The 13,942-nt window shown below is 71.7% G+C and carries 11 protein-coding genes; 10 read left to right on the top strand and 1 reads right to left on the bottom strand.

All coding sequences use genetic code 11. The features are described from left to right. Nucleotide 1 precedes the first annotated feature (1 nt). The 6 genes from MicB006_RS14760 to MicB006_RS14735 are packed head-to-tail and all read left to right on the top strand — an operon-like array spanning nt 2 to nt 7,242. Entirely contained in the window at nt 2–1,567 is a 1,566-nt protein-coding gene (locus MicB006_RS14760; RefSeq protein ID WP_116506802.1) for an NAD(P)-binding domain-containing protein, read from the top strand. Nucleotide 1,568: 1 nt separating this feature from the next. Further along, entirely contained in the window at nt 1,569–2,642 is a 1,074-nt protein-coding gene (locus MicB006_RS14755; protein ID WP_116506800.1) for an alpha-hydroxy acid oxidase, read from the top strand. Then, nucleotides 2,639–3,973, top strand: a complete 1,335-nt coding sequence (locus MicB006_RS14750) for a cytochrome P450 (protein WP_116511444.1) — start codon at nt 2,639–2,641, stop codon at nt 3,971–3,973. The genes MicB006_RS14755 and MicB006_RS14750 overlap by 4 nt, the downstream gene beginning before the upstream one ends. Beyond that, complete coding sequence (locus MicB006_RS14745; RefSeq protein ID WP_116506798.1) at nt 3,970–5,238, top strand: cation:proton antiporter; 1,269 nt, start codon at nt 3,970–3,972, stop codon at nt 5,236–5,238. The genes MicB006_RS14750 and MicB006_RS14745 overlap by 4 nt, the downstream gene beginning before the upstream one ends. A 52-nt stretch (nt 5,239–5,290) precedes the next feature. Beyond that, entirely contained in the window at nt 5,291–5,962 is a 672-nt protein-coding gene (locus MicB006_RS14740) for a response regulator transcription factor (protein ID WP_116506796.1), read from the top strand. After that, nucleotides 5,962–7,242 carry a HAMP domain-containing sensor histidine kinase gene (locus tag MicB006_RS14735; RefSeq protein ID WP_225980757.1) on the top strand — a complete coding sequence of 427 codons (1,281 nt, stop codon included), beginning with the start codon at nt 5,962–5,964 and terminating at the stop codon, nt 7,240–7,242. The genes MicB006_RS14740 and MicB006_RS14735 overlap by 1 nt, the downstream gene beginning before the upstream one ends. Here the strand turns inward: MicB006_RS14735 and MicB006_RS14730 are convergent. After that, nucleotides 7,202–8,320, bottom strand: coding sequence for a carboxypeptidase-like regulatory domain-containing protein (locus MicB006_RS14730; protein WP_116506793.1), 1,119 nt, complete (start codon nt 8,318–8,320; stop codon nt 7,202–7,204). The genes MicB006_RS14735 and MicB006_RS14730 overlap by 41 nt on opposite strands. 131 nt (nt 8,321–8,451) lie before the next feature. On the opposite strand from MicB006_RS14730, the gene MicB006_RS14725 reads away from it, so the two are divergent. The 4 genes from MicB006_RS14725 (at nt 8,452) to MicB006_RS14710 (ending at nt 13,887) form a co-directional block, all read left to right on the top strand. Further along, a complete protein-coding gene (locus tag MicB006_RS14725; RefSeq protein WP_116506791.1) occupies nt 8,452–8,904 on the top strand; it encodes an OsmC family protein in 453 nt (150 codons plus the stop codon). A gap of 256 nt (nt 8,905–9,160) precedes the next feature. Then, the gene (locus tag MicB006_RS14720; protein WP_116506789.1) at nt 9,161–10,615 is read left to right on the top strand and encodes a family 43 glycosylhydrolase; all 1,455 of its coding nucleotides are present in this window, start codon (nt 9,161–9,163) and stop codon (nt 10,613–10,615) included. A 48-nt stretch (nt 10,616–10,663) separates the two neighbouring features. Then, nucleotides 10,664–12,172 carry a family 43 glycosylhydrolase gene (locus tag MicB006_RS14715; protein ID WP_116506788.1) on the top strand — a complete coding sequence of 503 codons (1,509 nt, stop codon included), beginning with the start codon at nt 10,664–10,666 and terminating at the stop codon, nt 12,170–12,172. Nucleotides 12,173–12,228: 56 nt separating this feature from the next. Beyond that, complete coding sequence (locus MicB006_RS14710) at nt 12,229–13,887, top strand: RICIN domain-containing protein (RefSeq protein ID WP_116506786.1); 1,659 nt, start codon at nt 12,229–12,231, stop codon at nt 13,885–13,887. Nucleotides 13,888–13,942 lie beyond the last annotated feature (55 nt).

Raw genomic sequence — 13,942 nt, 5'->3', positions numbered from 1 at the left:
CATGACGCTTGACTACCTGATCGTCGGGGCCGGGCCGGCCGGCCTGCAACTCGCGGCTCTGCTGGAGGCCGACGGCAAGCGCGACTATCTGGTCCTGGAGCAGGCGGGGATCCCGGGGGCGTTCTTCGCCACCTTTCCCCGCCACCGGCAACTGATCTCCATCAACAAGCCGCACACCGGCTCGGACGACCCGGAGCTGAACCTGCGGCTGGACTGGAACTCGCTGCTCAGCGACGACCCGGCGCTGCGGTTCACCGGCTACACCGAGCGGTACTTCCCCGACGCCGACGTGATGGTCCGCTACCTGGCCGACTTCGCCGCGAAGACGGGGGCGCGGGTCCGGTACAACTCCCGGGTGACGTCGGTCGGCAAGGTCGACGGGGTGTTCGAGGTGCGGGCGGGGGAGGAGGTCTTCCGGGCGCGGCGGCTGATCGTCGCCACCGGCGTCTCCCAGCCGTACCGGCCGGACATCCCGGGTCTGGAACTCGCCGAGCAGTACGCGGAGATGCCCGTCGACCCGCGTGACTACCTGGACCAGAAGGTGCTGATCATCGGCAAGGGGAACTCCGCGTTCGAGACCGCGGACAGCCTGATGGAGACCACCACGCTGATCCACGTGGCCGGTCCGAGTTCGATCCGGATGGCCTGGCGCACGCACTACGTGGGACACCTGCGGGCGGTGAACAACAACTTCCTGGACACCTACCAGCTCAAGTCGGCGAACGCGATCCTCGACGGCGACGTCAGACGCATCGAGCGCGACGGCGACGGCTTCACCGTGACCTTCTCGTTCTCCCGCGCCGACGAGGTCGTCAAGGAGCTGCGGTACGACCGGGTGCTCGCCTGCACCGGTTTCGCCTTCGACGCGTCCATCTTCGACGACACCTGCCGTCCGCGACTCGCCATCCGGGACCGCTTCCCGGCGCAGACCCCGGAGTGGGAGTCGGTGAACGTGCCCGGCCTCTACTTCGCCGGCACGATCAGCCAGGAACGGGACTTCAAACGCTCGACGAGCGGCTTTATCCACGGTTTCCGGTACGCCGTCCGGGCGCTGCACCGGATCCTGGAACGACGGTACGGGGACACGCCGTGGCCGGCGGAGAAGCTGGACGCCACCGCGGAGCTGATCGCCGACGCCGTCGTCGCGCGGGTCAACCGCACCTCCGCGCTGTGGCAGCAGTTCGGCTTCCTCGCCGACGTGGTCACCGTCGCCGGATCCGACGCGCGCTACCACGAGGAGGTGCCGGTCGAGTACTTCACCGGCACCGGCCTGCGCACCCCCGACCACGACTACGAGCACGCCTTCGTGGTCACCCTGGAGTACGGCCCCGAGCACGACCAGGTGGACCCGTTCGACGTCACCGTCCACCGGGTAGCCCAGGACGTCCCCGGTCAGGCCCACGACGCCGCCTACCTGCATCCGGTCGTCCGCCACCACCGGGCGGGCCGGGTCGTCGCCACCCACCACCTGGCGGAGAACCTGGAGAACCGGTGGGACCGGCCGGAGACCCACGTCGCGCCGCTCGTCGCGTTCGTCGACCGCTGCCTGAGCAGTGCCGAGAGCTGAGATGCGTCCGTCCGACGCGGCGCTGGACGGCCCGGCGCTGAACCTGGCCGACCTGGCCGCCGACGCGCGGGGCCGCCTGGACCCGGTGCACTGGGACTTCTTCTCCGGCGGTGCCGGCGAGGAACGTACGGTGCGCGCCAACGAGGCGGCCTTCACCCGGCGCTGGCTGGTGCCCCGCGTCCTGCGTGGCGTGCGCCGGCGCGACCTGCGGATCTCGCTCTTCGGCAGCCGGATCTCGATGCCGGTGCTGATCGCGCCGACCGCGTTCCACCGGCTGGCCCACCCCGAGGGCGAGGTTGCCACCGCGCGCGCCGCCGCCGAGGCGGGCACGATCATGGTGGTCAGCATGGCGGCCACCCGGCCGGTCGAGGAGATCGCCGCCGCCGGCGGGCCGCTGTGGTTCCAGCTGTACCCGCAGCCGGACCTGGACTTCACCGCGTCAGTGGTACGGCGGGCGGAGGCGGCCGGGTGCACCGCCCTGGTCGTCACAGTCGACTCGCCCGTGTTCGGCCAGCGGGAACGCGACCTGCGGCACGGCTTCGCCGACCTGCCGCCCGGAATGAGCTGCGAGAACATGCGCGACGCGACCGGCCGGGTACGCGACATCCAGATGGACGCCGGGCTGGACTGGGACCGGATCGCCTGGCTGCGCGAGGTCACCACGCTGCCGATTCTGCTGAAGGGGGTGCTGCATCCGGCCGACGCGGCGCTGGCCGTCTCGTACGGTCTCGACGGTCTGCTGGTCTCCAACCACGGCGGCCGGCAACTCGACGGGGCGCTGGCCACCCTGGACGCGCTGCCCGCCGTGGTCGAGGCCGTCGGCGGGCGGGTGCCGGTGCTGCTCGACGGCGGCGTCCGGCGGGGCGCCGACGTCCTGGTGGCGCTGGCGCTCGGCGCGAGCGCGGTGCTGGTCGGCCGCCCGGTGCTCTGGGGGCTCGCGGTGGGCGGCGCCGCCGGGGTGCGCCACGTGCTCGACCTGCTCCACGCCGACCTCGACCGGACGCTGACGCTGGCCGGCGTCGCCGAGCCGGCCGACCTGCGCGGCGACCTGGTCGCCACGGTGGCGTGCGGATGAGCGCCCTGATCGTCCTGCCGGTCCTGGCGGGGATCGCCTGGACCGTGCCGTACTGGCTGCCCCGCACCGTGGTCCGGCTGCGGGAGTGGGTGTTCGTCAGAGTCAACGGTGTCGAAGGCGTTCCGGTGCCGGGCCCCACCGTCGGCATGGAGCACTTCGAGCGGGTGTACGCCGATCCGGCGGCGGACGGACGCAGCCGCGGGGCCGGGCTGTCGGACCTGTTCTGGTACTGGCTGGCGCCCGGACCGCACATGCACCAGGAACATCTGGAACCGGGGGAGCGCTACCGGACCGTCGCCGCCACGACCCGGCGGGTGCTCGCGGTACGCCGCCAGCGCTGCGACGACCTCGCCACCGCGGCCACCCGGCGCGTCCTCGACCGGTTGCCGGCCGACCGGACCAGCCACGTCCGGCTGCGCGACCTGATGATGCCGGTCTGGGCCGAGGTCTACTACGAACTCGTCTTCGGTGAGGCGTGCCCACCGGAGGCGCGGGCGCTGATCGTCGCCAACGCCGACGACGTGGTCAGCGGGCTGAAGTGCACCGGACTCCGGCACATGCGGCGGCGCGAGCGGCTGACCGGGTATCTGCGCGACCGGATCGAGGCGGGGACCTGCCCGGTGACGCTGCCGCCGCCGTTCACCGCCCAGGAGACGGCCTGGTACCTCCAGGGCGCGTTCTTCAACACCGCTGTGGTGCAGATGTCCGAGGCGATGGCGCACGTGCTGCTCGCCCTCGCCACGCATCCCGACGTGCAGCGGGGACTCGACGGTGACGACGCGCTGGACCGGGTGATCGACGAGACACTGCGGGTGCACCCGCTCTTCGGCGTCGCGCACCGGATCACCTCGGCGCCGATCACGCTGCCCACCGGGGCGGCACTGCCCGCCGGAACGGTGCTGCTCTTCAACTACCTGGCGTTCCACCGCGGCGGGGCCGCCGGCGACGACCGGTTCGACCCGGACCGGTGGCTGACGCTCAAGCGCGGCGACGCGCACTTCATCCCGTACGGGGTCACCGCGAACCGCGCCTGCCCGGCCCGCGGCGTCGCGCCGGTGATGATGCGCGCCGCGACCCGCGAGGTGCTGCGCCGGTACGTCCTGATCTCCTCCGCCTCACACACCCGGTCGCTGCCCAGCCGGGGCCCGGCGTATCTGACACCGGTCGGGCTCGCCGGCCCGGGGCGGCTGCGGCTGGCCGCGATGCGGTCGCGGGACCGGTGGGCCGACGTGGGCCGCAGTGTCCGGCAACTGGTGTTCGGCACCTGGATGGTGCTCGACGCCCGCCGGCAGCGGTTGTGCACCAACTACTTCGAGAGGGCTGTCCGATGACACCAACGGAGCTGGCGCCACGGTTCTTCATCGCGGTCACCGTGATCCTGATCTTCTGCAAAGGGGTCGCGTGGCTGCTCGGCAAGGCGGGTCAGCCCGCCGTGGTCAGCGAGATGCTCGCCGGCGTACTGCTCGGCCCGTCGCTGCTCGGGCTCCTCCTGCCGGACGTGCAGGACGCCCTGTTCCCGGCCCCCCTGCTCCCGATCCTCTATGTCGTGGGTCAGGTCGGCCTGGTGCTGTTCATGTTCCAGGCCGGGTACGCGTTCAGCGCCCACCGGGTCACCGGGCTGGCCGGCACCGCCGGCGTGATCTCACTGGCCGGGGTCACCGCGCCGCTGCTGCTGGGGGTGCTGCTGGTGCTGGTGACGGCGGGCGTCGTGCCGATCCAGGCTGACGGGACGTCACTCGGGGTCTCGGCCGCGTTCGTCGGCGTCGCCCTGGCCATCACCGCGTTCCCGATGCTGGCCCGGATCATCACCGAGAAAGGGCACGCCGGCACCCGGCACGGCACGCTCTCCCTGGCCAGCGGCGCGATCGACGACGTGGTCGCCTGGATCATGCTGGCCGCCGTGCTGGCGGTCGCGTCCGGCCGGGCCGGACCCGCGAGCGTCACCGCCGGCGGAGCGGTCCTGTTCGGGCTGGTGCTCTGGTTCGGCGGGCGTACGGTCACCGCCACGCTGATGACCCACCGGGCCCTCAACGACCGCGCCCGGCTGCTCGGCACCGTCGCGCTGCTGTTCCTGGTCGCCTGGTACACCGACGAGATCGGGCTGTACGCGGTCTTCGGCGCGTTCGCGGTCGGCGTGGTGATGCCCCGCACCGACAACACCGACAAGGTGGTGGACACGCTCACACCCGTCGCCGCGACGCTCTTCCTGCCGCTGTTCTTCACCTACTCGGGCCTGCGTACGGAGTTCGGCCTGCTCGCCTCGCCGCCGGTGCTGTTGTTCGCGCTGGCCTGCGTGGCGGCGGCGATCGTCGGCAAGTTCGGCGCCTGCTGGGCGGCGGCCCGGATGCGGGGTGAGCCGTCGAGCGTCGCGTTGCGGGTCGGCGCGCTGATGAACGCCCGTGGTTTGATGCAGCTCATCGCGCTGAACGTCGGGCTGGAGGCGGGCATCGTGAACCCCGCCCTGTTCACAGTGCTGGTGCTGGTCGCCTTGGTCACCACGCTGATGACGACGCCGACGCTGAGCTGGATCGAGCGCCGGGAGGCCCGGCAGCCCGACGCCGTACGCGAGCCCGCGCTGGCGGTTTCAGATAGTTGAAGAGGCAAATACTGATGCTTCTATCGGCGGTCATCTATGGGATCGTTAACACATGCGGGGCGGAACATCGAACCCGCTGCTGCTGGTCGAGGACGACGCGGATCTGACCGAGATGCTCACCGAGACGCTCGGCCACGAAGGTTACCTGGTCGACCGGGCCTTCGACGGCCAGCGCGGGCTGCACCTCGGGCTGACCCGCACGTACGACGTGATGGTCATCGACCGGATGCTGCCGGCGCTCGACGGCCTCGACCTGGTCACCCGGCTACGCGCCCGGGCGGTCCCGGCCCGGACCCTGATGCTCACCGCGCTCGGCACCGTCGACGACCGGATCGCCGGGCTGGACGCGGGCGCCGACGACTACCTGATCAAACCGTTCGACCTCGACGAACTGAGCGCCCGGGTCCGGGCGCTGTGCCGGCGCAGGCCCGAGCCGACTGACGTGCTGCGCATCGGCGCCGGCCGGCTCGACCTGGGACCGCGCGAGGCGGTGCTGGCCGACGGCACCCGGGTGGCGCTGTCCACCCGCGAGTTCGAGCTGCTGCGCGTCCTGGCGGCCCGGCCGAACGCCGTGCATCCACGAGCCGTGCTGCGCCGCAAGGTCTTCGAGGAGGCCGCCGGTGCATCGATAGTGGACACCTACGTCTACTACCTCCGGCGCAAACTCGGCCGCGCGGCGGTACGCACCGTGCACGGCCTCGGCTACCGCCTCGGAACGCTCTGATGGAGGCGGTCGAGAAGGCGATCGTGCGGCGGACCCGACTCCGGATCGGCCTGTTCGTCGGCCTCACCATCGGTGCCCTGCTGTTGCTGGCGGGCGGCATCTCCTACGCGGTGCTGGTCCGCGGCCAGGACGCGCAGATCCAGCGTGAGCTGGCGTGGGGCACCGAACACGGCACCATCGCCGGCCCGCCCGCCTGTAGCTGGATCTTCGAGTACGAGGGCGCCACCGTGCACACCGGCGCGAACCCGCCACCACCGGGCTTCCCGTTGCACGACGTGCTGGCCACAGTGGCGGCCACCGGGGCCACCGAGATCACCACTGTCACGCGTAACGGCACGACCTACCACGTACGCACCGAGGCCCGCGGCGACACCGTCGTCCAGGCAGTGTTCGACGCCCGTTTCCAGCTCTCCGACCGCCGGCACCTCCTGCTCGCGTTCAGCCTCGCGGCGGTGGTCGGGCTGCTCGCCGCCGTGCTGACCGGCATGGTCGTCGGCCGTCGAGCCGTCGCACCACTCGCGGAGGCCCTGACCCGGCAGCGCCGCTTCGTCGCGGACGCCAGCCACGAACTGCGCACGCCGATCGCCCAGGTGCACACCCGGGCCCAGTTGATCGCGCGCCGGGCGCGCAACGACGGCGCCGCCACGAACCTGGACGACCTGGAACGGCTGATCGGCACCACCCGCCGGCTCGGCGAGATCGTCGACGACCTGCTGCTCTCCGCCCGGCTCGCCGCCGCGCCCGCCGACCGGGAGCCGGATCCGCCGGTCGACCTCACCGCGCTGATCGGTACGACAGTCACCGCCGAGGGCGACCGGGCAGCCGAGCGCCAGGTCACGCTCGTCCTGGACATCCCGGGCGACCCGCTGCCGGTGCCGGGTGTCGAGTCGGCCCTGCGCCGGGTCGTCGGCGAACTGCTGGCGAACGCGCTTGCCCACACCCCCGCGGGAGGCCGGATCACCGTGACGCTGCGGGCCGTTGACGACGTCGCCGAGTTCGTGATCGCCGACACCGGGAAGGGCTTCGACCAGGCGGACGCCCGGCGCATCTTCGACCGGTTCCACCGGGGCGCGGGTGCCGGCGACCGCCGTTTCGGCCTGGGGCTGGCCCTGCTCCAGGAGGTCGTCACCAGCCACCACGGCACCATCGAGGCCGAGGGCCATCCGGGCCGGGGAGCCCGATTCACCGTACGTCTTCCGACGGGGCGATCGCCGAGCGCCACGGGCAGGGCCGCCCGGATCAGGAACCTCCGGGTGTGGCAGTTCGGCGCCGGTACGTGAGCGCCGGATCGTGGAGCGCGTTCTCCGGCCCGCCGGGCCCGCCGCCGGCCGGCCCGAGGTGCAGGATCGCGGTCGGCGCGTCGGCCAGGTTCCCGCCGGCCGGCGGCCAGGTCGCCGGGGGAGCCGCCGCCTCCGCCACCGCGCCAGGTGCGTTCCTCCGGCGCACCAGCACCAGTGCGAGCGCGCCCAGGCCCGCGGCGACCAGCAGGCCGCCCAGGAGGAATATCGACGTACTGCCGCCCTCCTCGCCGGCCGCCTTGAGCGCGGGCGGCGCGGCCGCGGGCGTGTCGTCGTCGGCCGCCGCGGCGAGAGGGTTCGCCGCCGCGGCGGGCGACGGCGACGTCGTGGTCGGCGTGGCCACTGCGGCAAGGGTCAGCCGTACGGTGGCGACGTCACCGGCCCTGCCCCTGACGGTCGCGCGGGCGGCACGGTAGCCGTCCATGGACGCGCGGACCGTGATGGATCCCTCGGCGATCGTCCGGCCGGCCTTGGCGGTGATCGAGAACTGGCCGCTGCGGTTGCTGGTCGTCCGGTACTCGTGACCGGCGCTGTCCCGGATGGTCAGGTCCGCGCCGCCGATCGCCTTTCCGTCGGCGTCGAGGACCCGGCCGGAGACCCTACTCACCCCGGCCCCGGGTTCGGCCCCGCCGGTGGGCGAGGCACCCGCTCCGTGGACGTGGACCATCTTGTAGGCGTAGCTGTTCTGCCCGGCGAGCCGTACGCCGATCGAGATGTTGAGGCCGGTGGTCTCGCCCGGGCGGGCATCCGGGGCGACGAGTGTCGCGTCGAAGGTCCGGCTCTGGCCGGGACCGAGATTCGGCTCCGCCCGGCAGCCGGTGGCGCACCGCAGGCCGCCGCCCACCACGATGATCGCCGTCTCGGCCCGGCGTCCGGTGTTGGTGACGCGGAACTGCGCGCGTACCGTCTCGCCGGGTTTCACGTTCTCCGCCGACACGCTCAGGATGCTCACCGTCTCCGGCGCGGCCGTGGCCGGTGCCGCCGCGACCGCGAACGTCCCTCCGGCCAGCGTGGCCAGTACGGCCGCGCGGGCCCATCGGACACGGGAGCGCGTCGTCACTTCCCACCACCTTCGCCGAGAGCGGGCAACATCGGTCGATGAAGCCGCGGGCCACTATGCCCTGTGCGGGACGGGTTGCGCGACCCGGCCCATACCGCACGTTCGCGGAGCGTTTTCGGTAGGTTCGTCCCATGAGTGAGGACACGCTCCGGTCGGTGGAGATCGAGCGCACCAGCGTGGGCCGGTACGTCGTGCGCAACGCCCGGGGCGGCGAGATGTCGATGGGCACGGGGGAGGACGAGACCTTCACGCCCGTGGAACTGCTGCTGGCGGCGCTCGGCGGCTGTACCGCCGTCGACGTCGACCTGGTGACCAGCCGTCGCGCCGAACCGACCCGGTTCGCCGTCACGGTGAGCGGTGACAAGATCCGTGATCCGGAAGCCGGCAACCGGATGCGGAACCTCACCGTCACCTTCGCTGTGGCGTTTCCGGCCGGCGCGGACGGTGACCGGGCCCGCGAGGCCCTGCCGCGATCTCTGCGGCAGTCACACGACCGGCTCTGCACCGTCTCCCGCACTGTCGAGCTGGGCACTCCCGTCTCTCTCGTGGACGCGAGCGACCCGGGCCCGGCCGAGCCGCGGTGACCGACGGAGGCCCGGTGTCGACAGGGCCGATCCGCCGGGTCTGTTAGCGCTAACCACCCGCCGCTGCGGTCCGCAGACGCGTGCGGCGATCAGACCGTAAGCAAGCCTTCCGAAAGCTTCGAGCCTGCCATCACCTTGACAGTCGTCTATGTTATCGAAAACATGACTGGTAACCCGGACGTAACGCCGCTGCCATGATCGTTCGCCCCGTGTTCGTGATCTCGGGAGCGGAGGCGACCAAGCGCAGGAGGTTTCGGTGGCAGGGACCGCTCAGACGACACGGACGGTTGCGGTGGCGGTTTCGGCGGCCCTGGCCCTCGGCGCGGGCGTGCTGGCCGGGGTGCCGCCCGCGTCGGCGGCGACGGTGGACACGACCGCGTCGTACGTGTTCGTGAACCGGCACAGTGGCAAGGCGATGGACCTGTACGACTGGTCGACGGCGGAGAACGCGCCGGTGAACCAGTGGACGCGCAACGACCTCGCGGTGCAGCAGTGGCAGTTCGTGGACGCCGGTGGCGGGTTCTACAGGGTGCGGTCCCGGCACAGCGGCAAGGTGCTGGAGTTGCCGAGCGGCGGCGACGGCACCCAGTTGGTGCAGTCCACCGACCGGTCCTCGGCCACCCAGCAGTTCCGGCTTCAGGACTCCGCCGGTGGGTTCGTGCGGTTCGTGAACCGGCAGTGGGGCAAGGTCGTCGACGTGTGGGGCTGGTCGACCGCCGACGGTGGCCGGCTGGCCGGTTACTCCGACCTGGACGGCGCCAACCAGCAGTGGCAGCTGATCCGACTGGGCGGCGGAACACCGACCAGCCCGGCGCCGACCACTCCGGCGCCGGCCTATCCGCAGCGCGGCCGGGTCACCGGCGACATCGGCGTGCACGACCCGACAGTGGTCAGACGACCCGACGGCACCTACCTCGTCGCGCACACCGGTGACGACATCGTGTTGAAGACCTCCACCGACCGGGTGGCCTACCGCAACGCGGGCACCGTCTTCCCCGGTGGCGCGCCGTGGACCACCACGTACACCGGGGGCGCGCGCAACCTCTGGGCGCCGGACCTGTCGTATCGCAACGGGCGCTATCACCTGTACTACTCGGCCTCGACCTTCGGCTCCAACCGCTCGGCGATCTTCCTGGCCACCAGCGCCACCGGAGCCGCCGGGAGCTGGACCAACGAGGGGCTGGTCGTCGAGTCACGGACCACCGACGACTTCAACGCCATCGACCCGAACCTCACCGCCGACGACCAGGGCCGCTGGTGGCTCACCTTCGGCTCGTTCTGGTCCGGCATCAAGATGATCCCGATCGACCCGGCGACCGGGCGCAGGCTCGGCACCGCCATGTACGGGCTCGCGAACTACGGCCCCGGCATCGAGGCGCCAGTCCTGGTCAAGCGCGGCGCCTGGTACTACCTGTACGTCTCGTTCGACAGATGCTGCCAGGGCGCCGCCAGCACGTACCGGATCATGGTCGGTCGCTCGGCGAGCCCGACCGGGCCGTTCGTGGACCGCGACGGCCGGGACATGCTCGCCGGGGGCGGCACCCAGATCCTCGCCTCGCACGGCAGCGTGCACGGGCCCGGCCACCAGGCGGTCCTCGCCGACACCGACGGCGACGTCCTCTTCTACCACTACTACGCCGACAACGGCGCGTCGCTGCTCGGCGTCAACCGCATCGGCTACGACGCCGCCGCCTGGCCCTACGTCTACTGACCCGGGCCCCGGACCATCCCCGACGACCTGGCCCACCTGGGAGGGCACATGCCGCTTCGACACCTGCTCCGCACGGCCCGCCGCCGAGGGGCCGGCGCGGCGCCCGCCGCCCCCGCCCGCCGACGCCTGCGGCCGATGCTGGCCGCGGCGCTCGCGGCGGTCGCCGTGACCGCCGGTCTGCCGGTGGCCGGGCCCGCGCAGGCCGCGCCGGCGGTGAGCTACACCAACCCGCTGGTGAACCAGCGTGCCGATCCGCACATCGTCAAGCACACCGACGGCTACTACTACATGACCGCGACGGTCCCGGAGTACGACCGGATCGTGCTCCGGCGGGCCACCACCCTGCAGGGACTGGCCGGCGCCGCGGAGACGACGATCTGGCGCCGCCACACCAGCGGGGAGATGGGCGCCCACATCTGGGCGCCGGAGATCCACTTCATAAACGGCAAGTGGTACGTCTACTTCGCCGCCGGACGCACCGACGACGTGTGGCGGATCCGGATGTACGTGCTGGAGAACGCGAGCGCGAACCCGCTGTCCGGCTCCTGGACCGAACGCGGCCGGATCACCACGCCGTGGGACACGTTCAGCCTGGACGCCTCGACGTTCGTGGTGAACGGGGTGCGGTACCTGACCTGGGCCCAGCAGGAACCCGGCATCTCCACCAACTCCAACGTCTACCTCGCCCGCATGGGCGCCAACCCGTGGCAGATCACCGGCACGGTGACCCGGCTGGTGGTCCCGACGTACGACTGGGAGACCCGTGGTTACCGGGTCGCAGAGGGTCCGACGGTGATCCAGCGCAACGGCCGGGTCTTCCTCACCTACTCGGCGAGCGCCACCGACGCGCACTACTGCCTCGGCATGCTGACCGCGTCCGCCGGCGCGAACCTGCTCGACGCCGCCGCCTGGGCCAAGAGCCCGAACCCGGTGTTCGCCAGCAGCGCCGCCACCGGCCAGTTCGGCCCCGGGCACAACTCCTTCACCGTCTCCGAGGACGGGCAGAGCGACATCCTGGTCTACCACGACCGCAACTACCGGGACATCAGCGGCGACCCGCTCAACGACCCGAACCGGCGGACCCGGATCCAGAAGCTCTACTGGAACGCCGACGGCACCCCGAACTTCGGCATCCCCGTACCCGACGGGGCCACCCCGATCCGGCTGCGGTCACACGACCTGACCGCGAGCTACGTCCGGCACTACGACTACCGGGCCCGGGTCGAGCCGAACGTGACGAACCTGGCCGACTCGCAGTTCCGCATCGTCCCCGGCCTCGCCGGCGGCGGATCGGTGTCCCTGGAGTCGACGAACTTCCCCGGCTACTTCCTGCGCCACCGGGCCTTCGCCCTCTACGTCGAACGCGACGACGGCTCGGCCCTGTTCGACAACGACGCGAGCTTCCAGCGCCGTCCCGGCCTGGCCGCGGCCGAGGCGCTCTCGCTCGAATCGCAGAACTACAGCGGCCGGTACGTCCGCCACCGCGACGGACTGCTCCAGCTCGAAGCGGTGAACACCAGCGCCGACCGGGCCGCGGCCACCTTCCACCTGGAGTAGGCGCGCCCGGAGAAACCGTCACGCCGCATTCGGCGTACCCCTTTTGGAGGTCCACGATGCTCAACCCCGCAGTGACGTCGCCCGCCGGCGCCCCACGCCGCCGGCGTGCCGGCCTGGTGCTGGCCCTGGTGGCGGCGCTGGCCGGCGCGGTCGGCGTCGCAGTGGTGGCCGCGCCGCCGGCGCAGGCCGCCACCATCGACACCAGCGCCTGGTACGTGCTGGTCAACCGCAACAGCGGCAAGGTCCTCGACGTCCGGGACACCTCGACGGCCGACGGCGCGGTGATCCAGCAGTGGTCCCGCAACGACGGCGCGTGGCAGCAGTTCCAGTTCGTCTCCTCCGGCAGCGGCTACTACCGCCTGCGGGCCCGCCACAGCGGCAAGGTGGTCGACCTGTGGGAGTGGAACGTCGCCGACGGCGCGGAGTACCGGCAGTGGCCCGACCTCAACGGCACCAACCAGCAGTTCCAGGTCCTCGACTCGGACAGCGGCTACGTCCGCCTGATCAACAGGCACTCCAGCAAGGCCCTGGAGGTCTGGGAGCGTTCGACCGCCGACGGCGCCCGGATCAGCCAGTACACCGATCTCAACGGCGCCAACCAGCAGTGGCAGCTGGTCCCGGTGGGCACCGGCACACCCACCACGCCGCCGCCGAGCACCGGGTGCGGCAGCGGCTCGTACCAGGCCGAGGCGGTGCTGAACGGCGGCACCTGGACGGCCCGCAACGGATCGTCGACCGTGTACACCGGCTCGGACATGCTCGCCGCGATGCAGGCAGCGGTGAACTCGCTGTCGGCGGGACGGACCGCGAAGCAGCGGGTGGTGGTGCGCGGCTCCGGCTCGATGAGCGCGGGCTCGCGGTTGTCGCTGCCGTCGTACACGACGCTGGCGGTCTGCGGCACGATCAACGTGACCGGCTCGGGATCGGGCGACTACGCGCCCGTCTACTCCCGCGGCACCACCGACGTCGAGGTGCAGAACCTGACGCTCACCGGTGCGCCGCTGTACGGGATCTTCATGCGCAACGTCAACAACCTGACGCTCGGCCAGATCGACATGCGGCTGTCCGGCGGCCTGGGGGTGCGGATCGACAACCACGGCGGCGACCGGGCGGTCAAGGTGCGCAACGTGCGCATCGACACCGTGTACGTGTCAGGGACCGGCGCGCACGGCGTCGAGACGTACGGCGTCGACGGCCTGACGATCGGCACCGTCACCGCGCGCAACACCGGATACTCCGGTCTGCTGCTCAACGACACGATCAACGCCACCGTCGGCACCGTCGACGCGCAGGGCGCCGGCACCGGAACCGGCTACGCGGCGTTCCGGATGGCCAACCGCAACGGCCGGGTGGGCAACTCGTACCCGACGAACATCCGGGTCGGCACCGTCATCGCGTCCGGTGGCGGCCGGGGGATCTTCTGCGTGTCGGAGTCCGGCGGCGCGGTCATCGACCGCGTGACGATCTCCAACACCGGCAACAACTCGATCCTCGTGGAGAACTGCTACAACGTCACGATCGCCGGGGTGTCCGGCACGGTGACCGGCGGCGGCGAGGTCCGCATCGCGTCCCGGACCGAGTTCCCGATCTCCTCCGGCATCCGCTTCCAGAACCTCACTGTCACCAACACGAACATCACCCAGAGTCCCTGCGGCGGAGCGAACAACACGATCAGCAACGTCACGCGGGTCAACTCGACGCTGAACTGGTGTTGAGCGCCGCAGGCGCACCCCCGCACCCCCACCCACCACCACCGTCCACCGGAGGAGT

The organism is Micromonospora sp. B006, from assembly GCF_003408515.1.
Lineage (GTDB): Bacteria > Actinomycetota > Actinomycetes > Mycobacteriales > Micromonosporaceae > Micromonospora > Micromonospora echinospora_A.
This window is presented reverse-complemented; position numbering and strand designations above follow the sequence as displayed.

Coding starts and splice junctions, on each gene's coding strand:
- MicB006_RS14735 (WP_225980757.1), top strand. CDS start 5,962: ATGGAGGCGGTCGAGAAGGCGATCGTGCGGCGGACCCGACTCCGGATC.
- MicB006_RS14710 (WP_116506786.1), top strand. CDS start 12,229: ATGCTCAACCCCGCAGTGACGTCGCCCGCCGGCGCCCCACGCCGCCGG.
- MicB006_RS14715 (WP_116506788.1), top strand. CDS start 10,664: ATGCCGCTTCGACACCTGCTCCGCACGGCCCGCCGCCGAGGGGCCGGC.
- MicB006_RS14760 (WP_116506802.1), top strand. CDS start 2: ATGACGCTTGACTACCTGATCGTCGGGGCCGGGCCGGCCGGCCTGCAA.
- MicB006_RS14745 (WP_116506798.1), top strand. CDS start 3,970: ATGACACCAACGGAGCTGGCGCCACGGTTCTTCATCGCGGTCACCGTG.
- MicB006_RS14725 (WP_116506791.1), top strand. CDS start 8,452: ATGAGTGAGGACACGCTCCGGTCGGTGGAGATCGAGCGCACCAGCGTG.
- MicB006_RS14750 (WP_116511444.1), top strand. CDS start 2,639: ATGAGCGCCCTGATCGTCCTGCCGGTCCTGGCGGGGATCGCCTGGACC.
- MicB006_RS14740 (WP_116506796.1), top strand. CDS start 5,291: ATGCGGGGCGGAACATCGAACCCGCTGCTGCTGGTCGAGGACGACGCG.
- MicB006_RS14755 (WP_116506800.1), top strand. CDS start 1,569: ATGCGTCCGTCCGACGCGGCGCTGGACGGCCCGGCGCTGAACCTGGCC.